The 20,857-nt window shown below is 61.9% G+C and carries 18 protein-coding genes and 1 riboswitch; of the genes, 12 read left to right on the top strand and 6 right to left on the bottom strand.

Features of this window, described 5'->3' with window-relative positions:
- Positions 1-14: 14 nt before the first annotated feature.
- Genes ACM530_RS07455 through ACM530_RS07440 form a run of 4 tightly spaced genes read right to left on the bottom strand, consistent with a single transcriptional unit; the run spans position 15 to position 3,403 of the window.
- Positions 15-983 (bottom strand): metal ABC transporter ATPase, encoded by a 969-nt coding sequence (locus ACM530_RS07455; RefSeq protein ID WP_106577594.1) that lies wholly within the window; start codon positions 981-983, stop codon positions 15-17.
- 41 nt (positions 984-1,024) lie between these two features.
- Positions 1,025-1,837: an aldo/keto reductase gene (locus ACM530_RS07450; protein WP_416364517.1), complete on the bottom strand. Its 813-nt coding sequence runs from the start codon at positions 1,835-1,837 to the stop codon at positions 1,025-1,027.
- Positions 1,834-3,012, bottom strand: a complete 1,179-nt coding sequence (locus ACM530_RS07445; protein WP_262209727.1) for an NAD(P)/FAD-dependent oxidoreductase — start codon at positions 3,010-3,012, stop codon at positions 1,834-1,836. Before ACM530_RS07445 ends, ACM530_RS07450 begins: the two co-directional genes overlap by 4 nt.
- A 55-nt stretch (positions 3,013-3,067) precedes the next feature.
- Positions 3,068-3,403, bottom strand: coding sequence for a DMT family transporter (locus ACM530_RS07440; protein WP_106577597.1), 336 nt, complete (start codon positions 3,401-3,403; stop codon positions 3,068-3,070).
- Between the two features lie 104 nt (positions 3,404-3,507).
- Between ACM530_RS07440 and ACM530_RS07435 the strand changes: the two genes are divergently transcribed.
- A complete protein-coding gene (locus ACM530_RS07435) occupies positions 3,508-4,398 on the top strand; it encodes a LysR family transcriptional regulator (RefSeq protein ID WP_106577598.1) in 891 nt (296 codons plus the stop codon).
- A gap of 23 nt (positions 4,399-4,421) precedes the next feature.
- Positions 4,422-5,699 (top strand): lipid IV(A) 3-deoxy-D-manno-octulosonic acid transferase, encoded by a 1,278-nt coding sequence (waaA, locus tag ACM530_RS07430; protein ID WP_416364516.1) that lies wholly within the window; start codon positions 4,422-4,424, stop codon positions 5,697-5,699.
- Between the two features lie 110 nt (positions 5,700-5,809).
- On the opposite strand, the gene ACM530_RS07425 is transcribed toward waaA, so the two are convergent.
- The gene (locus ACM530_RS07425; protein WP_262209724.1) at positions 5,810-7,249 is read right to left on the bottom strand and encodes a TolC family outer membrane protein; all 1,440 of its coding nucleotides are present in this window, start codon (positions 7,247-7,249) and stop codon (positions 5,810-5,812) included.
- A gap of 197 nt (positions 7,250-7,446) precedes the next feature.
- A riboswitch (TPP riboswitch) is annotated at positions 7,447-7,552 on the top strand.
- Positions 7,553-7,698: 146 nt separating this feature from the next.
- Here ACM530_RS07425 and thiC point away from each other — a divergent pair.
- Positions 7,699-9,603, top strand: coding sequence for a phosphomethylpyrimidine synthase ThiC (thiC, locus tag ACM530_RS07420; protein ID WP_416364515.1), 1,905 nt, complete (start codon positions 7,699-7,701; stop codon positions 9,601-9,603).
- 519 nt (positions 9,604-10,122) lie between these two features.
- Complete coding sequence (gene cytX, locus ACM530_RS07415) at positions 10,123-11,412, top strand: putative hydroxymethylpyrimidine transporter CytX (protein ID WP_416364514.1); 1,290 nt, start codon at positions 10,123-10,125, stop codon at positions 11,410-11,412.
- Here cytX and ACM530_RS07410 read toward each other — a convergent pair.
- Positions 11,381-12,127 carry an RsiV family protein gene (locus ACM530_RS07410; RefSeq protein ID WP_242198933.1) on the bottom strand — a complete coding sequence of 249 codons (747 nt, stop codon included), beginning with the start codon at positions 12,125-12,127 and terminating at the stop codon, positions 11,381-11,383. The two genes, cytX and ACM530_RS07410, sit on opposite strands and share 32 nt — an antisense overlap.
- Before the next feature lie 195 nt (positions 12,128-12,322).
- On the opposite strand from ACM530_RS07410, the gene ACM530_RS07405 reads away from it, so the two are divergent.
- The 8 genes from ACM530_RS07405 to parC all read left to right on the top strand — a co-directional run bounded on the left by ACM530_RS07405 (position 12,323) and on the right by parC (position 20,832).
- Positions 12,323-12,940, top strand: a complete 618-nt coding sequence (locus tag ACM530_RS07405) for an NUDIX domain-containing protein (RefSeq protein WP_145160119.1) — start codon at positions 12,323-12,325, stop codon at positions 12,938-12,940.
- Entirely contained in the window at positions 12,931-13,380 is a 450-nt protein-coding gene (locus ACM530_RS07400; protein ID WP_416364513.1) for a DUF1249 domain-containing protein, read from the top strand. Before ACM530_RS07405 ends, ACM530_RS07400 begins: the two co-directional genes overlap by 10 nt.
- 85 nt (positions 13,381-13,465) lie before the next feature.
- On the top strand, positions 13,466-14,281 hold the full coding sequence (cpdA, locus tag ACM530_RS07395) for a 3',5'-cyclic-AMP phosphodiesterase (RefSeq protein WP_145160121.1): 816 nt from the start codon (positions 13,466-13,468) through the stop codon (positions 14,279-14,281).
- Between the two features lie 205 nt (positions 14,282-14,486).
- Positions 14,487-15,095 carry a YqiA/YcfP family alpha/beta fold hydrolase gene (locus ACM530_RS07390; protein WP_145160123.1) on the top strand — a complete coding sequence of 203 codons (609 nt, stop codon included), beginning with the start codon at positions 14,487-14,489 and terminating at the stop codon, positions 15,093-15,095.
- A gap of 44 nt (positions 15,096-15,139) precedes the next feature.
- Positions 15,140-17,044 (top strand): DNA topoisomerase IV subunit B, encoded by a 1,905-nt coding sequence (gene parE / locus ACM530_RS07385; RefSeq protein ID WP_145160125.1) that lies wholly within the window; start codon positions 15,140-15,142, stop codon positions 17,042-17,044.
- Positions 17,044-18,039, top strand: coding sequence for an esterase-like activity of phytase family protein (locus ACM530_RS07380; protein ID WP_416364512.1), 996 nt, complete (start codon positions 17,044-17,046; stop codon positions 18,037-18,039). The genes parE and ACM530_RS07380 overlap by 1 nt, the downstream gene beginning before the upstream one ends.
- On the top strand, positions 18,036-18,557 hold the full coding sequence (locus tag ACM530_RS07375) for a retropepsin-like aspartic protease family protein (RefSeq protein ID WP_416364511.1): 522 nt from the start codon (positions 18,036-18,038) through the stop codon (positions 18,555-18,557). Before ACM530_RS07380 ends, ACM530_RS07375 begins: the two co-directional genes overlap by 4 nt.
- Positions 18,558-18,567: 10 nt before the next feature.
- The gene (gene parC / locus ACM530_RS07370; protein ID WP_145160131.1) at positions 18,568-20,832 is read left to right on the top strand and encodes a DNA topoisomerase IV subunit A; all 2,265 of its coding nucleotides are present in this window, start codon (positions 18,568-18,570) and stop codon (positions 20,830-20,832) included.
- The last annotated feature ends 25 nt before the right edge of the window (positions 20,833-20,857 follow it).

Below are 20,857 nucleotides of genomic sequence, written 5' to 3'. Positions count from 1 at the left end.
AGATCAGAGCGGTTTCACCCCTTGGCTTTTTTCTTCGGCACAATCTTGCGCAGCATCTGCCGCGCCTTGCCGGTCAATCGCTTCAGTTTCGACTCTTTTTCAGGCTGGGCCAGGCCTTGTTGCCTGAGCCAATCCTTCCAGCGAATCCGCTCATCACGTACCAGCCAGCCGTCTTGCTGAGCAAAGCTTTCGGCCAGGTATAAACCGCGTGTGCTGGCTGGATACAGCTGGTCTTTCTTGACGGTGTACAGCTCTGCTACAGGCTGGCCATCTTTGAGCGGCATCAGGTACAAATCCGGGCGCTTGCGGTCCAGCCGGGCTACCAACTGGTCGCCTTCAAGTCGCTCATCCACATGAAACAGGCTGAGGGATTTGGCTTCCTTCGGCACCTCAAGGCGCAAGTCATAAATCAATTGCAGCGACGCCGTCGGCAGGTGCACGTAGGCCCGCGGGCGCTCGATCAATTGCGTGGTCGCACAGCGCACCGGGCGGGCGGCGCCCGACAAAGGGCTCAGCCGAAACGGCAGTGCTTCACGGTAATGCAGGGCGGTGGAGTAGGGCGCCGGCAGCCAGGTGTCGTTGAAGCGTCCACCGAGCCAGCCTTCAGGCGTCTCCAGCAGGCATTCTTCGGCAATTTCCTGGATGGCGGTGTGCAGCGGCAGGTTCAATTCGTGGGCCGGCACATAGCCCGAGATCAGTTTGAGCACCACGTCGCCACGGTCCTGGCGGCGTTGGCGTACCAACACCCAGTAATCCTTGTTTTGCCAGTGCAGGGTCAGTCGCACCGACACGCCCAGATTCGCCAGTTCCAGGGCGAAACGCTCCGGGTCCGCCACCTCCACCGGCTTGCGCCGTTGCAGGGTCTGGGCGAAGTTGAGCGGCATGCCCACGCTCTGGTAACTCAGGCCTTCGGGGGTGGCTTCGACGTGCAGCGGCAGTGTTTTAAAGTTGCTGGGGTTTTTTCTAATAAGCGTGCGCGGCATGTCGGCTCCTTCTTGCGACGGGGTCGGCCGCGTCGGCGGCATCAGAGTTGACGAATGACCTTGGCAGCGGTCGCCACGTTATGGGCCAGGTGCAGCGGATTAATGGTCCCGACAATAGCACTGGCGACGCCCGTTTGCGCAAACAACAACATGAAACTGGCGTGAATTGGATCCATTCCAGGTTCCAGGCATACGTGGCCGCTGGCCAGGGCTTTTTTCACCAGGATGCCTTTGCCGTGGGCCGCTGCGTAATCAATGACGGTTTTCTCGCTCTGTTCGTTCAGATTGTAGGTGACCATTGCGCAATCACCTTGTTCCAGAGCCTTCACGCCGCCTTCGACGGTTTTGCCGGAGAAGCCGAAACCGCGAATCTTGCCCTCTTTTTTCAGCTCCGCCAGGGTCTGGTAAACCTCGCAATCATTGAGGATATGCAGGTCATTACCATCGGAGTGCACCAGCACCAGGTCGATAAAATCCGTTTCAAGTCGTTTCAAGCTGCGCTCGATCGACATCCGCGTATGGGCCGCACTGAAATCATGCTGCGACACGCCATCGGCAAACTCTTCACCGACCTTGCTGACAATCACCCAGTCATTACGTTGGTCGCGTAACAGCGGCCCCAGGCGTTCTTCGCTGCGGCCGTAAGCCGGTGCGGTGTCGATCAGGTTGATACCCAGCTGGCGCGCCTGGCGCAGCAGCATGCGCGCTTCGTCATCATCAGGAATCTGGAAGCCGTTGGGGTATTTCACGCCTTGGTCGCGGCCCAATTTTACGGTGCCCAGCCCCAGTGGCGACACCAGCAGGCCGGTGCTGCCCAAGGGGCGATGCAGGTCGTGCAGGGTGGGCAGGCTCATGGCAACAGGTGCTCCCAGGCAGGTTGGCCGAGGGCTGGTTTTGGCAGCTCGGGCAGGGCGTCGTTGTTGGCGCTCGGCTGGATGCCGTCGCGTTGCAGGGCGTTGAGTACGCGGTCAGCGAAGTCTGGCGCCAGCGCCAGTTTGGTCGGCCAGCCCACCAGCAGGCGGCCCTCTTCGGCAAGGAACGCATTGTCGGGGCGGGTCAGGCCCGACTGCAGCGGCTCGGCACGGTCCACGCGCAAGGTCGCCCATTGCGTCTGGCTCATGTCGATCCACGGCAGCAATTGCGCCAGCTCTTTTTGCGCGGTGGCGATCTGTTCTTCAGGTGTGCGCGCCACGCCATCGGCCTCGGCGATATCGCCGCCCATGTACCACACCCAGTTGCCATCGGCGGCCGGGTGGGTGGTGATGGTCAGGCGCGGCTTGGTGCCGCCGCCCAGGCAGTGCGCATACAGCGGCTTCAAGCCCGGGCCCTTGGCGATGATCATATGCAGCGGGCGCTTTTGCATGGCGGGCTGGCTCAGGCCCAGGGCACTGAGCAGATCTGCCGTGCCGCCACCGGCACTCAGCACGATGCGCTGGGCGCGAATCTCGCGGCCGTCAACCTTCAAACCCACCAGGGTGTCGCCATCGCGCAGCGGTTCGATGTGCTGGCCGGCGAGCAAACCGTCACCCGCCAGTTGGGCCAGACGCTCGATCAGGCTTGGCACGTCGACCACCAGCTCGGCCAGGCGGTAGACCTTGCCCTTGAAGCGGCGGTCCTGCAGGGCCGGCGGCAATTCGTCGCCCTTGACCTGGTCGACCCGGCCACGCACGGCCTTGCTGGCGAAGAAGCTGGTGAGGTTGCCGGCGAGTGTGCCGGGCGACCACAGGTAATGGGCCTCGGACAGCAGGCGCACGCCGGACAGATCGAGTTCGCCATCACCCGCCAACGCCTCGCGCCAGCGGCGCGGCATGTCGGCAATCGCTTCGGACGCGCCGGTGAGCGCGCCGTGCAGGGCGTATTTCGCGCCGCCGTGGATGATCCCCTGGGACTTCACGCTTTGCCCGCCGCCCAGCGTGGCGCTTTCCACCAACACCGTGGAAAACCCCTGGCGGCGCAGGCGCGCATTAAGCCAGAGGCCGGCAACCCCGGCGCCGACAATCAGAACGTCGGTGGAAATAACGGATGGCATCGGCGACCTCAGTGTTCAAGACAAGAGGCGCAGTATACAGGCTGTTGAGTGGCGGTCAGTGCCCGGCGGTTTTCGAGAACAGCTGAATCACCACCACGCCCAGCACAATCAGGCCCATGCCCAGCATCGCCGGCAGGTCGAGCTTTTGCCCATAGATGAACAGCGCGGCGACACTGACCATCACGATGCCCATGCCGGCCCACACCGCATACGCCACGCCCACCGGCACGGTGCGCACCACCAGGGTCAGCATCCAGAACGCAATGCCATAGCCGACGATGACCAGCGCCAGTGGAAGCGGTGTGCTCCAGCCTTTGACGGCTTTCATGGACACGGTCGCGATCACTTCCGAGCAAATGGCGATGGCCAGGTAGAGGTAGGCGGCATTCATGGGGTAATCCTCGGTGTGTGACGTGCTTGAATAAGGTCAGCATTCTAACGCTTCGGCAGATGGGATAAAGTCATTACCTATCCGAATTCAAGATGGGTTGAGCCATGAGCGTGCAGTGGAACCTGGACCAGATGCGCCTGTTTGTCAGCGTTGCCGAACAGCGTTCGTTTTCGGCAGTGGCCCGCGACCAGCGCAAGGCGCAATCGGCGGTGAGCAACGGTATCGCGCTGCTGGAAGCGGACCTGGGGCTGAGCCTGTTTGAGCGTAGCAGCGGCCGCCAGCCCCGGCTGACCGAAGCCGGAAGTGTGTTGCTGGAGGAAGCCCGTGAGGTATTGCGCCAGTGTGAACGGCTCAATGGCCGCGCGCTGTCACTGACGCGTGGCGAGGAAGCCTGCCTGCGCCTGGCCCAGGACGAGGCCATGCTGTTCCAGCCGGTACTCGACAGCCTCGAGGCGCTCGCCGGGCAATACCCGCAGCTGGAGGTGCAGCTTTCCAGCGCTGCTCAAGGCGATGTGGCGCGCAAGTTGGTGGAGCGCAAGGCCGACCTGGGCCTGTTGTTTTATCACGACCAAATCCCTGAGGCGCTTGAGCGGCGGGTGGTGGGCAGTGTGGAAATGGTCACCGTGTGCGGTGTGAATCATCCGCTGGCCAAGCAACCGTACGTGACCTGCCAGCATCTGGCGCAGTTTCGCCAATTGCTGATGTCGACCCAGACCAGCGTCTACCCCGGCAGTGAAGCCGCCAGCCCGCTGGTGTGGCGCGCCGACAGTTTCTACGTGCTGGCCGAATGGCTGATGAGTGGCCTGGGCTGGGCCTGGCTGCCGCGGCACATCGTGCAGTACCCCACCTATCAACAACAAATGGTTGAGCTGGACAGCGAATGGACACCGCCCGCGCTGGTGGTGGAACTGGTCTGGCGCCGTGACGAGCACCTCGGTCCCGCAGCGCGCTTTCTGGCTGCACGATTTGCCGAGTGCTTGCAGGCGATCGACTGAAAAAGCCGATAAACTCCGCCGCCATGAATAGAACTCTCTACAGCTGTCTGTTTTACCTGGCGCTGCCGTTGGTGGCTTTACGTCTGTGGCTGCGTGCGCGCAAGGCGCCGGCCTACGCCAAGCGCGTCGGCGAGCGGTTTTCCTATGGCCTGCCGGTGATGCAGCCGGGCGGGATCTGGGTGCATGCGGTATCGGTAGGTGAAAGCATCGCCGCCGCGCCGATGATTCGCGGGCTGATGGCGCGGCATCCGACGCTGCCGATCACCGTCACCTGCATGACGCCCACCGGTTCCGAGCGCATCCAGGCGCTGTTCGCCAATGAGCCGCGCGTACAGCATTGCTACTTGCCGTATGACTTGCCGTGCGCGGCCAAGCGTTTTCTAGATCGCGTGCAACCTAAGCTCGCCGTGATCATGGAAACCGAGTTGTGGCCCAACCATATTCACGCCTGTGCCCAGCGCGGTATTCCAGTGGCACTGGCCAATGCGCGGTTGTCGGCGCGTTCGGCCAAGGGCTACGCACGGTTTGCCAAGCTGACGGCGCCGATGCTGGCGCAAATGAGCCTGTTCGCGGTGCAGACGCGCACTGAAGCCCAGCGTTTCCTGAGCCTGGGCGCACGCCCGGAAACCGTCGAAGTCACCGGCTCGATCAAGTTCGACCTGACCATCGACCCCGAGCTGCCGGCGCGCGCTGCCGCCTTGCGCGAGCAATGGGGCGCCAGCGAGCGCCCGGTGTGGATCGCCGCCAGCACGCACGAAGGCGAAGACGACGTGGTCCTGGCCGCGCATCGCCAGCTGCTCGAAAGTTATCCCAATGCATTGTTGATTCTGGTGCCGCGTCATCAGGAGCGCTTCGGCCCGATGTTCGAGCTGTGCGGGCAACAAGGCTTTGCCACGGTGCGCCGCTCCAGTGGCGAGCCTGTGACCGCGCAAGCGTCGGTGCTGCTCGGCGACACCATGGGCGAGTTGCTGTTTCTCTACGCCCTGGCCGACAGCGCGTTTGTCGGCGGCAGCCTGGTGCCGACGGGCGGGCATAACCCGCTGGAGCCGGCAGCGCTGGCCAAACCTGTGATCATGGGGCCGCACCTGTTCAACTTCCTCGAAATCAGCGCGATGATGCGCGAAGCCGGGGCGTTGCGAGAGGTGGATGACGCCGAGGGTTTGGCCGAGGCGGTGCGGCAGCTGTTCGAGCTGCCGCAGGATGCGCGCAAGATGGCGCAGGCGGGGCTGGCAGTGATGCAGGCCAACCAGGGCGCGCTCAAGCGCCTGCTGGATGGCCTGGACAGACTGATTCAACGCTGACCCAAAGGTGGGAGCTGGCTTGCCTGCGATAGCATCACCTGGGTGTAACTGATACACCGCGGTGTCTGCATCGCAGGCAAGCCAGCTCCCACATTGGTTTTGAGGTGTTTTCAGTAACCTGGGCGGGCCTTGAGCTGTTCGGCGGCGGCCTTGGCCAGGTCCGGCGGCAGGAAGTCCTTGTCCGGGTTGTAGTCAGCCTTGAGGTAGCGCGTCAGGTCCTGCAAATCGCCCGGGCTCAGCGTGCCCGCCGCCTGCTTCAAGCGCAGGTTGTCGAGGATGTAGTCGTAGCGGCTGTTGTTGTAGTTGCGCACCGACGAGTAAAGCTGGCGCTGTGCGTCCAGCACGTCGACGATGTTGCGCGTGCCCACCTGATACCCGATTTCCGTGGCTTCCACCGCGCTCTGGTTGGAGATGATCGACTGGCGGCGTGCCTGCACCTGTTCCACGTCGGTGTTCACCGCGCGGTGCAGGTTGCGGGTGTTTTCCACCACTTGGCGGCGCAGGCCTTCGCGTTGTTGTTCGCTCTGGTCGAGGCGTGAATAGGATTCGCGCACTTGCGAGCTGGTGAGGCCGCCGCTGTAGATCGGGATGTTCAGGCGCAGGCCGATGGTGCGTTGCGAAACATCACCGCCGTAAGGGATAGGCAGTTGATTCGGGTTGCTGAAACCCAGCGCGTCGTTGTCACCCTTTTCGTACTGCGCCACGGCATCGAGGGTCGGCAAGTGGCCGGCCTTGCGCTGACGCAGGGTTTCTTCGGCTGCCGTGACCGCGTAGTTGCTGGCCAGCAGGTTGAGGTTCTGGCGGCCGGCCGTCTCGACCCAGGCCTTGGCATCATTCGGCGCCGGTGGCAGCACTGGCAGCGTGTGCACGATGCCCTGGATGGCGTTGTACTCGCGGTTGGTCAGGGTGATCAGCGCTTCGAAGGCGTCATCCACCTGGCGCTGGGCGACGATGCGGTTGGCGCGGGCGGTGTCGTAGCTGGCCTGGGATTGCAGCACGTCGGTCTTGTCCGACAGGCCCACGTCAAAGCGTTCGTTGGACTGATCGAGCTGGCGCTTGAAGGCGTTTTCTTCGGCCTTGGTCGAGGCCAGGTTGTCCTGAGCGCGCAGCACCGCGAAGTAGCTCTCGGCGCTTTGCAGGATCAGGTTCTGTTCGGTGGCCGAGAGCTGCAGCGAGGCCTGCTCGTTAACGGCTTCGGCGGCTTGCAGCTGGAACCAGCGGTCGGCACGGAACAGCGGCTGACTCAAGGTTGCGCGCCAGGAGTGCGCATCACGGTTGGCGGTGGCCGCCGGCTGGTCGATCTGGGTGCGCACGTTATTGCTGTCGGCGCCGGCCGACAGGTTTGGCAGCAAGCCGGCACGGGCCTGGGGCACCACTTCTTTTTGCGCGCCGTATTGGGCGCGGGCGGCGGCCAGGTCGGCGTTGTTGTTCACCGCTTCCTGGTAGACGCTGACCAAATCGGTTTTGGTGGACAAGGGCGCTTCAGCTGCCCAGACCATTCCATTGGTCGCACAAGACACGGCAAGAGCCAGTGAGAGTTTGCGCAGCATGAGGCGATCCCTAGTGTGAATATTACGGCGATAATTTAGCGCCCAAGGCTAAGGCTGGCCATTTCTGGCGTCAAGCCATTGTGGCGGCAACCGAGTGTAGTGTTGCTGACCCGGCGCAACAATCCCGCAATCACGCCATTCATCACGCTGAATGCACCGCCATTGGCAATTTGCCCACGCCATGGTCTAGACTGGCCGCGTTCTTGTCGGGGTGCCTTGTTGGAAGGCTGAGATCGGTAAATACCGGATCCCGTTGAACCTGATCAGGTTAGCGCCTGCGTAGGGAACAAGATTTCTCGTCACCCGGCGAGTCCTCTTGTGCTTCGTCCGGGATGTTGTTCGACAATCGAACAGCCCTCGTGCCTTGCACAGCACTGGTTTCAGTGCGTCCATCCGTCACAGGTTCGCTCCGACAAAAATCCACCGCCTGGATAGTTGGAGAGCCCGTGATGAGCACAGATATAAAAAGTACAAAACTGAAAACCACCGTGCACTTGAGTGAATCGGCCAAGGTCGACTCCGGCTCCGTGCAGCCGTTTACCCGCTCGCAAAAAATCTACGTGCAAGGCACTCGTCCGGACATTCGTGTGCCGATGCGCGAAGTCAGCCTGGACGTGACCCCCACCGACTTCGGCGGCGAAATCAACGCGCCCGTGGTGGTCTACGACACCTCCGGCCCGTACACCGACCCGAAGGTGATCATCGACGTGCGCAAAGGCCTGGGCGATGTGCGCTCGCCGTGGATCGAATCCCGTGGCGACACCGAGCGGCTGTCGGGCTTGAGCTCGCACTTCGGCCAACAGCGCCTGAGCGACGCCGAACTCACCGCGCTGCGTTTTGCCCACGTGAAAAACCCGCGCCGCGCCAAGGCCGGCGCCAACGTCACGCAGATGCACTACGCGCGCAAAGGCATCATCACCGCCGAGATGGAATACGTCGCCATCCGCGAAAACATGAAGCTCGAAGAAGCCCGCGCCAGCGGCCTGCTCGAGCAGCAACACGCCGGCCACAGCTTCGGCGCCAGCGTGCCGAAAATCATCACCCCCGAATTTGTGCGCGAAGAAATCGCCCGTGGCCGCGCGATCATCCCGGCCAACATCAACCACACCGAACTGGAACCGATGATCATCGGCCGTAACTTCCTGGTGAAGATCAACGGCAACATCGGCAACAGCGCCCTGGGTTCGTCCATCGAAGAAGAAGTGGCGAAACTGACCTGGGGCATTCGCTGGGGTTCGGACACCGTCATGGACTTGTCCACCGGCAAACACATTCACGAAACCCGCGAGTGGATCATCCGCAACTCGCCGGTGCCGATCGGTACCGTGCCGATCTACCAGGCCCTGGAAAAAGTCGGCGGCGCTGCTGAAGACCTGACCTGGGAGCTGTTCCGCGACACCCTGATCGAACAGGCCGAGCAGGGCGTCGATTACTTCACCATCCACGCCGGCGTGCTGCTGCGCTACGTGCCGCTGACCGCCAAGCGCGTCACCGGCATCGTCTCGCGTGGCGGTTCGATCATGGCCAAGTGGTGCCTGGCGCACCACAAAGAGAACTTCACCTACACGCATTTCGACGAAATCTGCGAAATCATGAAGGCCTATGACGTCAGCTTCTCCCTTGGCGACGGACTGCGTCCGGGCTCGATTGCCGACGCCAACGACGCCGCACAATTCGGTGAGCTGGAAACATTGGGCGAACTGACCAAGATCGCCTGGAAGCACGACGTGCAAACCATGATCGAAGGCCCCGGCCACGTGCCGATGCAGTTGATCAAAGAGAACATGGACAAGCAGCTCGAATGCTGCGACGAGGCGCCGTTCTACACCCTCGGCCCGCTGACCACCGACATCGCGCCGGGCTACGACCACATCACCTCGGGCATCGGCGCGGCGATGATCGGCTGGTTCGGTTGCGCGATGCTTTGCTACGTCACGCCCAAAGAACACTTGGGCCTGCCGAACAAGGATGACGTGAAGACCGGGATCATCACCTACAAGATCGCGGCGCACGCTGCGGATTTGGCCAAGGGACATCCGGGAGCGCAGATCCGCGATAACGCCTTGAGCAAGGCGCGGTTCGAGTTCCGCTGGGAAGACCAGTTCAACCTTGGTCTGGACCCGGACACCGCGCGTTCGTATCACGACGAAACCTTGCCGAAAGACTCGGCCAAGGTCGCGCACTTCTGCTCGATGTGCGGGCCGAAATTCTGCTCGATGAAGATCACCCAGGAAGTGCGTGAGTACGCGGCCAACCAGCGCATTGAAGCGGTGGATGTGGACGTGGCCAAGGGCTTGGCCGAACAGGCGCAGCGGTTCAAGCAGGAAGGTAGTCAGCTTTATAAGAAGGTCTGATCCATAGGCGGCGATGCCCGTACCGCCGCCATCGTGGGCAAGCCCGACTCCCACATTTGATCGAGTTCCACCTTTGGAATGCGGTCGGATGTGGAAGGCAGTCAGCTGTACAAAAAGTTCTGATCCGGGATTGCGGGCGCCTGTAAGGGCCTCTTCGCGAGCAAGCCCGCTCCCACATTGATCGAGTTCCACCTTTGGAGTGCGGTCGAATGTGGAAGGCAGACAGTTTTACAAAAAGTTCTGATCCGGGATTGCGGGCGCCTGTAGGGGCCTCTTCGCGAGCAAGCCCGCTCCCACATTGATCGAGTTCCACCTTTGGAATGCGGTCGAATGTGGAAGGCAGTCAGCTGTACAAAAAGTTCTGATCCGGGATTGCGGGTGCCTGTAGGGGCCTCTTCGCGAGCAAGCCCGACTCCCACATTGATCGAGTTCCACCTTTGGAATGCGGTCGAATGTGGGAGCGGGCTTGCCCGCGATAGCGATCTAGCAAACAACACATGCCCCTCAGAGATAACACCCTTGAGCATTCAACCGAGTACCTACTCCCCCGATATAGCGGTGCCGAGCGACAAACGCGTCTTCGGCGCCCGCGACCTGTTCTCCCTGTGGTTTTCCCTCGGCATCGGCCTGATGGTCCTGCAAACCGGCGCCTTGCTCGCACCCGGCCTGGGCTTGTCCGGTTCGCTGCTGGCGATATTTCTCGGCACGCTGGTGGGCGTGCTGCTGCTGGCCGCCGTCGGCGTGATCGGCAGCGACACGGGCCTGTCGGCCATGGCCGCGCTCAAACTCAGCCTCGGCGCCAAGGGCGCCAGCCTGCCGGCGTTGCTGAACCTGCTGCAGCTGATCGGCTGGGGGTCATTCGAAATCATCGTGATGCGCGACGCCGCCAGTTTGCTGGGCACCCGAGCGTTCAGCGAGGGTAGCCTGCTGGCGAGTCCTTTGCTGTGGACGCTGTTTTTCGGCGGTTTGGCGACGTTACTGGCCGTCAGTGGCCCGCTGACCTTTGTGCGCCAGATCCTGCGCAAGTGGGGCATCTGGCTGCTGCTGGCCGCCTGCCTGTGGCTGACCTGGAACCTGTTCGCCAAGGCTGACCTCGCCGCGTTGTGGGCAAAATCCGGTGACGGCTCGATGCCGTTTGCGGTGGGTTTTGATATCGCCATCGCCATGCCGTTGTCGTGGCTGCCGTTGATTGCCGATTACTCTCGCTTCGGCAAACGCGCAAAAAATGTATTCGGCGGGACGGCGCTGGGCTTTTTTATCGGCAATTTCTGGCTGATGAGCCTCGGCGTGGCTTACACCCTGGCGTTCGCGCCAAGCGGTGAAGTGAATGCGCTGTTACTGGCGCTGGCCGGTGCGGGCCTGGGCATTCCGCTGTTGCTGATCCTGTTGGACGAGTCGGAAAATGCCTTTGCCGATATCCACTCGGCGGCAGTCTCCAGCGGGATTTTGCTGCGTTGGAAGGTCGAACACCTGGCGTTGGCCATCGGCGTTATCTGCACACTGATCGCCTGCTTCGCGCCGTTGGCGCAGTACCAGAACTTCCTGTTGCTGATCGGCTCGGTGTTCGCGCCGCTGTTCGGCGTGGTGCTGGTGGATCACTTTATCCTGCGCCGCCGTGGCCAGGGCCCCGTTCGCAACCTGCACTGGGCGGCGCTGGTCGCCTGGCTGGGTGGCATCGCCACGTATCACGTGCTGGCCAACCTGTATCCGGATGTTGGTGCAACCCTGCCGGCATTGCTGCTGGCAGGGCTGTTGCAATTGATCCTGGGGCGGGCCGTCAGTGGCGCGCGGGCATTAGTTCAGGCTTGAGCACGCCCGTCAGACGCGCATAGGGGATGGTCATTTCGATCAGCCCCAATGCGTACGGGCCAATGGTGGCCACGTTGTACTTGAGTACCACGCCGTCGCTGGTCAAGGCTACGTTCGGGGTTTTCTGGAACGGCCAGTTCTTCACGAACTCCGGGTCGCGGTCCATCTGCGAATTGATCAGCCAGCTGTTGTGGGCGACTTTCGCGGTGTTCCAGAACGCCTGCTCCTGACCCGGCAGCAGCATGTCGGTCAGGCTCAGCTCTTTGTGCTGCAGGCGTGAATAGTTGATGAAACCGCGGCCGGGTTCACCGTGGGCGGCTCCGGTGTCCAGGTAGCTGGACACTTCAATGATCACCAGTCCGTCATGCTGGTCACGTACCTTGGCCTGCAAGTACATGCTGTTGCGGTCTGGCGATTCGCGCAGGAACTTGTCCCGGTAGGCATTCAGCGTCGGCGGCACGCTGGCGCCGGGCGTGGTGCGGGTCATTTGCAGCAGGCGTTGCTCCACAATCGTGTCGAGCTGCGGCTCGCTGGGGAAGTGCACGGTATCAATGTTCACCAGCGGGCAGTCAGGGCTGCCGCAGCCGGGTTTGATCTGTTCGGAGGCGTCCGGTTTGGTGTCCAGCGGCTTCAGGTAGCTGGGCTGGAACAGGCTCTGGCAGGCACCCAGGGTCAAGGCAATACAAGCCACGGAGGCGATTTTTAAAAGCGACATGTGCGTCCTTCGGAAATCGATGGAAAGCGAAAAAGAGTAGCGCTTCGACTGCGAACAGAGCCGTCAGTTCGCCACTAAGCTGATTAGAGTGAGTTTGACCTCCGCCGTCTATCCCGGCAACTGGAAAGGGGCTGCATCAAGTGGCAAGGGCGCGTTAGGATGGCGCGAATTGCACCCGCGTAAACGAGGAAGAATATGACGGACATTGCTAAATCGACGCCGAACAAAATCGAGATTGTTCAGCGCGACAATGCCTACAAGGGCTTCTACAAGCTTGATCGCGTGCAACTGCGCCACGAGAAATTCGATGGCGGCATGAGCCGGGTGATCAACCGTGAAGTCTTTGTTCGGCATGACGCGGTGTGCGTGTTGCCTTACGACCCGCAGCGCGATGAAGTGGTGCTGATCGAGCAATTCCGCGTGGGCGCCATGGGCCGTACCGACAACCCGTGGCTGATAGAAATGGTTGCCGGCCTGATCGACAAGGATGAAGAACCTGAGGAGGTTGCACACCGCGAAGCCGAGGAGGAAGCTGGGCTGACATTCTCCGCGCTGTGGCCGATTACTAAATATTTCCCATCGCCCGGTGGCAGTACCGAATTTGTCCACTTGTACCTGGGCCGTTGCGACAGCACCGGGGCCGGTGGCGTCCATGGACTGGAAGAAGAGGCAGAAGATATCCGCGTCACCACCTGGGCTTTCGAAGATGCCCTGCAAGCGGTGCGTGACGGCAAAATTTCCAACGCAGCCAGCATTATCGCCCTGCAATGGCTTGCGCTTAATCGCGCGGAAGTGAGGGGGTTATGGCAGTAAAGGCACGGGAACGATATCGCGTTGACCTGATCGGGTTGCAAGCCGCCTGCGAGGCCAACTATGAGCGGCTGATGCGCTTGCTCCCCGACATGCGCCACACCCCGGAGGCGCGGCGCATTGCCGTGACCCACGGCGACCAGATGCTTGGCGTGCTGACCCTTGAAGTCATCGTCAACTGCCCGTACACCACCACCCTGCGCGTGCGTCAGGAGCACAGCCTGCCGTGGCTGCCGGTGCCGCAGTTGGAGGTGCAGGTCTACCACGATGCGCGCATGGCCGAAGTGATCAGCGCCGAACATGCGCGGCGCTTTCGCAGCATCTATCCTTACCCGAACGTGTTCATGCACCAACCCGATGAGAAAGCACAGCTCAATGTGTTCCTCGGTGAATGGCTGAGCCACTGCCTGGCCCTGGGCCATGAGTTTGAAGTCGTGCGGTAGATGTGAACTGCGTCTTTCCTCTTTGCGTCCTGCCCTAGCATAATCGCCCACCTGTCCTTTTCTGTGATTGCCTTGGGAGAGCGCCTTGCCGAGCGTATCCACCGTGAACCCTGATGCGCCAGCGCTGCTGGTGCAGCTGTCCGACAGCCACCTGTATGCCGAGGCCGATGGCACGCTGCTGGGCATGAACACCCGCGAAAGCCTGCAGCGAGTGATCGGGTTGGTGCGCTCGCAACAGCCGCAGATCGATTTGCTGCTGGCCACCGGCGACCTGTCCCAGGACGGCACGCTTGAGTCCTATCAACAGTTTCGCGACCTGACCCGACAGATCGACGCGCCGGCGCGCTGGATTCCCGGCAATCACGACGAGCCGCAGATCATGGCCCTCGCCGCCGAACACAGTGATTTGCTGGAACCGGTCGTCGACATCGGCAACTGGCGCGTCACCTTGCTGGATTCGGCTGTTCCAGGCTCGGTGCCCGGTTACTTGCAAGATCAGCAACTGCAATTGCTTGCCCAGGCCTTGAGCGAGGCGCCTGCCCGTCATCATCTGGTGTGCTTTCACCATCATCCGGTGCCCATCGGCTGTGCGTGGATGGAGCCCATCGGCCTGCGCAACCCGGAGGCTTTGTTTGCGGTGCTCGAGCGCTTTCCGCAGGTCAAGGCGCTGCTCTGGGGTCATGTGCATCAGGAGATCGACCGCGATCGCAACGGGGTGCGCTTGCTGGCGTCGCCGTCCACCTGCATTCAGTTCGCGCCGGGCAGCGAAGACTTCAAGGTCAGCGAGCAAGCGCCGGGTTACCGCTGGCTGCGCCTGCACGCCGACGGGCGGTTGGAGACCGGCGTAGAGCGGGTCGAAGGCTTCGCGTTTACCATCGATTACGGCAGTAACGGTTACTAAACCCTGCAAACACTGATTAAAAATGTGGGAGCGGGCTTGCTCGCGAAGGCGGTGTATCAGTCACCCGATGTATTGACTGACACTCCGTATTCGCGAGCAAGCCCGCTCCCACATGGGTTCTTCTCTGACTGGACGATAGGGGCCTCACACACCACCCCGATCCCTGTAAACTGCGCCTCTTTGGCTGACGCACGGAGAGCCCGGCATGTCTGCTTCGATCTTGTATATCCACGGTTTCAACAGTGCGCCGGCCTCCAACAAGGCCAGCCAGTTGATCGCCGTGATGGACAGCCTTGGCCTGGCCGACCAATTGCGCGTGCCGGCGCTGCATCACCATCCGCGCAAGGCAATTGCTCAATTGGAAGACGCGATTGCGCAGCTGGGGCGGCCGCTGCTGGTAGGCAGCTCACTCGGCGGCTACTATGCAACCCATCTTGCCGAACGCCATGGCCTCAAGGCGCTGCTGGTCAACCCGGCGGTCAGCCCGCATCGGATGTTTGACGGTTACCTGGGGACCCAGAAGAACCTCTATACCGATGAAACCTGGGAGCTGACCCACGACCACGTTGCGGCCCTGGCCGAACTGGAAGTGCCAGCCCCGCAGGACGCCGCGCGTTATCAGGTGTGGTTGCAGACCGGGGATGAAACCCTGGATTATCGCCTCGCCCAACAGTATTACCGGGCCTGTGCCTTGCGCATCCAGGCCGGTGGCGACCATGGCTACCAAGGGTTCGCCCGGCAACTGCCGGCGATGTTGAGCTTTGCCGGCATTGGTGCAGATCAGTATCAATCCTTCGACTTTGCAGCCCTGTAAAGCCGCAGGTTACTTTTTAATCGAACGACTCACGACGAGACCCCATGGCCACTCCCAGCGCTAGCTCTTATAACGCCGACGCCATCGAAGTCCTCTCGGGCCTCGACCCGGTGCGTAAACGCCCAGGCATGTACACCGACACCAGCCGGCCGAACCACCTTGCCCAGGAAGTCATCGACAACAGCGTCGACGAAGCCTTGGCCGGGCATGCCAAGTCGGTACAAGTCATCTTGCACGCCGACCATTCCCTGGAAGTGTCCGACGATGGTCGCGGCATGCCGGTGGACATCCACCCCGAAGAGGGTGTGTCGGGCGTCGAGCTGATCCTCACCAAGCTGCACGCCGGCGGCAAGTTCTCCAACAAGAACTACCAGTTTTCCGGTGGCTTGCACGGTGTGGGTATTTCCGTGGTCAACGCCCTGTCCACGCAGGTCAGGGTCAAGGTCAAGCGCGACGGCAACGAGTACCAGATGACCTTCGCCGATGGCTACAAAGCCACCGACCTGGAAGTGATCGGCAGCGTTGGCAAGCGCAACACCGGCACCAGCGTGTACTTCGCGCCGGACCCGAAATACTTCGATTCACCCAAGTTTTCCATCAGCCGCCTCAAGCATGTGCTCAAGGCCAAGGCCGTTCTGTGCCCGGGCCTATTGGTCAGCTTTGAAGACAAAGGCACCGGCGAGAAGGTCGAGTGGCATTACGAAGACGGCCTGCGTTCCTACCTCGAAGACTCTGTCAGCGACTTCGAACGCCTGCCCAACGAGCCGTTCTGCGGCAGCCTGGCCGGTCATAAAGAAGCCGTCGACTGGGCGCTGCTGTGGTTGCCTGAAGGCGGCGACAGCGTGCAGGAAAGCTACGTCAACCTGATCCCCACCGCCCAGGGCGGCACCCACGTCAACGGTTTGCGCCAGGGTTTGCTGGACGCCATGCGCGAATTCTGCGAATACCGCAGCCTGTTGCCGCGCGGCGTGAAGCTGGCGCCGGAAGACGTGTGGGAGCGCATCGCGTTCGTGCTGTCGATGAAAATGCAGGAGCCGCAATTCTCCGGTCAGACCAAAGAACGCCTGTCGTCGCGTGAAGCGGCGGCGTTTGTCTCCGGCGTGGTCAAAGATGCGTTCAGCCTGTGGCTCAACGAGCACCCGGAGCTGGGCCTGGCCCTGGCGGAGTTGGCGATCAATAACGCCGGCCGCCGTTTGAAGGCCAGCAAAAAGGTCGAGCGCAAGCGCATCACCCAAGGCCCGGCATTGCCAGGCAAGCTGGCCGATTGCGCCGGGCAGGACCCGATGCGTTCCGAACTGTTTCTGGTCGAAGGTGACTCCGCCGGCGGCTCTGCCAAGCAAGCGCGGGACAAGGAATTCCAAGCGATCCTGCCGTTGCGCGGCAAGATCCTCAACACCTGGGAAGTCGATGGCAGCGAAGTCCTCGCCAGCCAAGAGGTGCACAACATCGCCGTGGCCATCGGCGTCGACCCAGGCGCGGCGGACATGAGCCAGCTGCGCTACGGCAAGATCTGCATCCTCGCCGACGCCGACTCCGACGGTTTGCACATCGCCACGTTGCTGTGCGCGCTGTTCGTCCAGCACTTCCGCCCATTGGTGGATGCCGGTCACGTCTACGTTGCCATGCCGCCGCTGTACCGTATCGATTTGGGCAAAGAGATTTTCTACGCGCTGGACGAAGCCGAGCGCGATGGCATCCTCGACCGCCTGGTCGCCGAGAAAAAACGCGGCAAGCCACAGGTCACGCGATTCAAAGGCCTGGGTGAGATGAACCCGCCGCAGCTGCGCGAAACCACCATGGACCCGAATACGCGGCGCCTGGTGCAGTTGACCCTGGAAGACTTCGCCGGCACGTCGGAAATGATGGACATGCTGCTGGCGAAAAAACGTGCACCGGATCGCAAGGCCTGGCTGGAGTCCAAAGGCAACCTGGCCGAGGTTCTGGGCTGATGCGCACAGGTTTCGCCCTGGCGATCCTGATGTTGAGCGGGTTGGCGGCGGCCCAAGTGGTCGCCGAGCCCGTGGCTGAGCTAAAGCTGATATCCGAGCATCCGGTGGACGGCATGCGCGGCGGTAACCTCTCGGGCCTGGCGGTATGTGGCCAGGCGCTGTGGACGGTGTCCGATCGCGATGACGACCAGATTTACCGACTCGATATCAGTGCGCCGACCTGGCAGGCCGAAACCGTGAAGATTGACGTGCCGCCAGTGCCCGAGTCCGGGTTGCCCTGGGGTTTGCGCTCGCGCACCAAGGCTGCGTCGTTCATTCGCGGTGGCGACCTCGATTTTGAAAGCATTACCTGCGATGCCGCCGGCAACCGCTACATTGTCAGCGAAGCCCATGCGGCGGTGCTGCAAGTGCCGATGGCGGGCGCCCCCGAGTGGTTGAAAATCGCCCCTGGCATGGTGCGTGAAGCCCGCGCCAGTGGCATGTTGCTGCACTTCAACGCGTTGTTCGAAGGCTTGGCGGTGAATCCTGCCGGTAATCAGATTTGGCTGGCGGCCGAGCGTGAGCGGCGTGGCTTAATCTCGATCAAGCGCGGGCAGAGCGTATGGGATTGTGACGGTCCCTGTGTGTTGTTGAGCGAGGCTGGCCAGGAAGTGCAACCGGCGCAGTTCACCAACGCCAAGGCTGTGTCCAAGGATTTTGCCGACCTGGCGCTGTTTGACGGCAAGCTGTTTACCCTGGAGCGCAATGCGTTCCAGATTTGCCGGCGCGATGCGGTCACCGCCAAAGTCGAGCTGTGCTGGTCGTTTGCCGACGAAACCCTGATGCCGAAACGGCGCTATGCCCAGCCCTACGGTCTGGCCGAAGCCCTGGTGGTGGATGCAGACGGCGCCTGGCTGGGGATCGACAACAATTTTGGCCCGCGTGCCGATGGTGAAAAACGCCCTGTGGTCTATCGTTTCGCCGCGCCTGCCGGCGGCTGGAGCGCCCAGCCATGAGCGGGCAGCCGCCCGGCAAGCGCGCCGGACGTGTGCTGATGTTTGTGGCGTGGGGCGCCGGGCTGTTTTTGGCTACGCGGTTTTTTGGGCAGTGGGAAGCGCGTCAGGAAAATCCCAATGCGGTGGTGACCTCGCAGCAACACGAGGGTTACATCGAAGTGAAATTGCTGGGCAACGGCCAAGGGCATTTTGTTGCCAGCGGCCAGATCAATGGTCAGCCGGTGGAGTTTATGCTCGATACCGGCGCGACCGATGTGGCGGTGCCGGCCGAATTGGCCGACCGCCTCGGGCTTAAACGTGGCCTGCCAGTGACCTTGAGCACCGCCAACGGCCGTGTTCAGGGCTACCGCACCCACCTCGACCGCCTGAAGCTGGGAGATATCGTCCTGCAGGACGTCCGCGCGATCGTGGCGCCGGGCTCGGACGGGGAACAGGTGCTGCTGGGCATGAGTGCATTGAAACAACTTGAATTTACCCAGCGCAGCGGCACATTGCTGCTGCGCCAGACCACACAATGATGAGGCCCGCATGAGTGACATCCTCGCAGACAGCTTAGACGGCGTAGAACGCCGGTCGCTGGCTGACTTCACCGAAAATGCCTACCTCAACTACTCCATGTACGTGATCATGGACCGTGCCTTGCCGCATATCGGCGACGGCCTGAAGCCGGTACAACGGCGCATCATCTACGCCATGAGTGAGTTGGGGCTGGACGCTGATTCCAAGCACAAGAAGTCGGCGCGTACCGTCGGCGACGTGCTCGGCAAGTTCCACCCGCACGGCGACTCGGCGTGCTACGAAGCCATGGTGCTGATGGCCCAGCCGTTCAGCTACCGCTACACGCTGGTGGACGGTCAGGGTAACTGGGGTGCGCCGGATGATCCCAAGTCCTTCGCGGCCATGCGATACACCGAAGCGCGCCTGTCGCGTTACTCCGAAGTGCTGCTCAGCGAGTTGGGCCAGGGCACCGCGAACTGGGGCCCGAACTTCGACGGCACCCTGGACGAACCCTTGGTGTTGCCGGCACGTTTGCCGAATATCCTGCTCAATGGCACCACCGGCATCGCGGTCGGCATGGCCACCGACGTGCCGCCGCACAACCTGCGTGAAGTCGCCACCGCCTGCGTACGCTTGCTGGATGAACCTAAGGCCACGGTCGAGCAGCTCTGCGAGCATATCCAGGGCCCGGACTACCCGACCGAAGCGGAAATCATCACACCGCGCGCCGACTTGCTGAAGATGTACGAAACCGGCAAGGGTTCGGTACGCATGCGCGCCGTGTACCACATCGAAGACGGCGACATTATTGTCACCGCGCTGCCGCACCAAGTGTCTGGCGCCAAGGTGCTGGAACAGATCGCCGCGCTGATGCAGGCCAAGCCGTCGAAACTGCCGCAAGTCGCTGACCTGCGTGACGAGTCCGACCACGAGAACCCATGCCGCATCGTGATCATCCCGACCAACAGCCGGGTCGACCACGAAGTGCTGATGCAGCACCTGTTTGCCAGTACCGACCTGGAGTCGAGCTACCGGGTCAACGTCAACATCATCGGCCTGGACGGCAAGCCGCAGCTGAAGAACCTGCGCAACTTGCTGGTGGAGTGGCTGGAGTTCCGCATACAAACCGTGCGCCGCCGCCTGCAATTTCGCCTCGACAAGGTCGAGCGTCGCCTGCACCTGTTGGACGGCTTGCTGATTGCTTATCTCAACCTGGACGAAGTGATCCACATCATTCGTACCGCCGAGCACCCGAAAGCCGAACTGATCGCGCGTTTCGAGCTGAGCGAGATCCAGGCCGACTACATCCTCGACACCCGCTTGCGCCAGTTGGCGCGCCTGGAAGAGATGAAGTTGCGCGACGAGCAGGATGCACTGCTCAAGGAACAAGCCAAGCTGCAAGCGCTGCTGGGCAGCGAAGCCAAGCTCAAGAAGCTGGTGCGCAGCGAACTGATCAAAGATGCCGAAACCTATGGTGATGACCGTCGCTCGCCAATCGTCGAGCGCGCAGAAGCGAAAGCGCTGACAGAAACCGAGCTGTTGCCTAACGAGAAAATTACCGTCGTTCTGTCGGAAAAGGGTTGGGTTCGCTCTGCCAAAGGGCATGATATTGACGCTACCGGGCTCTCGTACAAGGCCGGGGATGGCTTCAAGACCGCGGCTGCCGGGCGTTCCAACCAATTTGCAGTGTTCATCGATTCCACCGGGCGCAGTTACTCGGTGCCGGCGCACACGTTGCCTTCGGCGCGTGGCCAGGGCGAGCCGCTGACCGGGCGACTCGCACCGCCACCGGGGGCGAGTTTCGAATGCGTGCTGCTGCCGGACGATGATTCGCTGTATGTGATCGCTTCCGACGCGGGTTACGGTTTTGTGGTCAAGGGTGAAGACCTGCAGGCCAAGAACAAGGCGGGCAAGGCGTTGTTGAGCTTGCCCAACAACGCCAAGGTGATCCTGCCGCGCACAGTGGAAGACCGCGAGAGCAACTGGCTGGCGTCGGTGACCACCGAAGGGCGCCTGCTGGTGTTCAAGATCAGTGACTTGCCGCAGCTGGGTAAAGGCAAAGGCAACAAGATTATTGGGATTCCCGGGGAGCGGGTGGCCAGTCGCGAAGAGTACGTGACCGACATTGCCGTGATCCCGGAAGGCTCTACCCTGGTGCTTCAGGCTGGCAAACGCACGCTGTCGCTGCGTGCTGACGACCTGGAACATTACAAGGGTGAGCGTGGGCGGCGCGGTAACAAACTGCCGCGGGGCTTCCAGCGAGTGGATGCTTTGTTGGTCGAAACGCCGGTTTAAGGCGTATTAGAGCCCTCGATCTACG

The organism is Pseudomonas sp. NFX183 (genome assembly GCF_047943075.1).
Taxonomy (GTDB): Bacteria; Pseudomonadota; Gammaproteobacteria; order Pseudomonadales; family Pseudomonadaceae; genus Aquipseudomonas.
Note: the sequence above shows the minus strand (reverse complement) of the source record. Positions and strands in the feature narration are given on the sequence as shown.

Bases quoted from the DNA above. Each gene is read 5' to 3' on its own strand.
- ACM530_RS07455 (WP_106577594.1), bottom strand. From the start codon at position 983: ATGCCGCGCACGCTTATTAGAAAAAACCCCAGCAACTTTAAAACACTG.
- ACM530_RS07450 (WP_416364517.1), bottom strand. From the start codon at position 1,837: ATGAGCCTGCCCACCCTGCACGACCTGCATCGCCCCTTGGGCAGCACC.
- ACM530_RS07445 (WP_262209727.1), bottom strand. From the start codon at position 3,012: ATGCCATCCGTTATTTCCACCGACGTTCTGATTGTCGGCGCCGGGGTT.
- ACM530_RS07440 (WP_106577597.1), bottom strand. From the start codon at position 3,403: ATGAATGCCGCCTACCTCTACCTGGCCATCGCCATTTGCTCGGAAGTG.
- ACM530_RS07435 (WP_106577598.1), top strand. From the start codon at position 3,508: ATGAGCGTGCAGTGGAACCTGGACCAGATGCGCCTGTTTGTCAGCGTT.
- waaA (WP_416364516.1), top strand. From the start codon at position 4,422: ATGAATAGAACTCTCTACAGCTGTCTGTTTTACCTGGCGCTGCCGTTG.
- ACM530_RS07425 (WP_262209724.1), bottom strand. From the start codon at position 7,249: ATGCTGCGCAAACTCTCACTGGCTCTTGCCGTGTCTTGTGCGACCAAT.
- thiC (WP_416364515.1), top strand. From the start codon at position 7,699: ATGAGCACAGATATAAAAAGTACAAAACTGAAAACCACCGTGCACTTG.
- ACM530_RS07410 (WP_242198933.1), bottom strand. From the start codon at position 12,127: ATGTCGCTTTTAAAAATCGCCTCCGTGGCTTGTATTGCCTTGACCCTG.
- ACM530_RS07405 (WP_145160119.1), top strand. From the start codon at position 12,323: ATGACGGACATTGCTAAATCGACGCCGAACAAAATCGAGATTGTTCAG.
- ACM530_RS07400 (WP_416364513.1), top strand. From the start codon at position 12,931: ATGGCAGTAAAGGCACGGGAACGATATCGCGTTGACCTGATCGGGTTG.
- ACM530_RS07390 (WP_145160123.1), top strand. From the start codon at position 14,487: ATGTCTGCTTCGATCTTGTATATCCACGGTTTCAACAGTGCGCCGGCC.
- parE (WP_145160125.1), top strand. From the start codon at position 15,140: ATGGCCACTCCCAGCGCTAGCTCTTATAACGCCGACGCCATCGAAGTC.
- ACM530_RS07380 (WP_416364512.1), top strand. From the start codon at position 17,044: ATGCGCACAGGTTTCGCCCTGGCGATCCTGATGTTGAGCGGGTTGGCG.
- ACM530_RS07375 (WP_416364511.1), top strand. From the start codon at position 18,036: ATGAGCGGGCAGCCGCCCGGCAAGCGCGCCGGACGTGTGCTGATGTTT.
- parC (WP_145160131.1), top strand. From the start codon at position 18,568: ATGAGTGACATCCTCGCAGACAGCTTAGACGGCGTAGAACGCCGGTCG.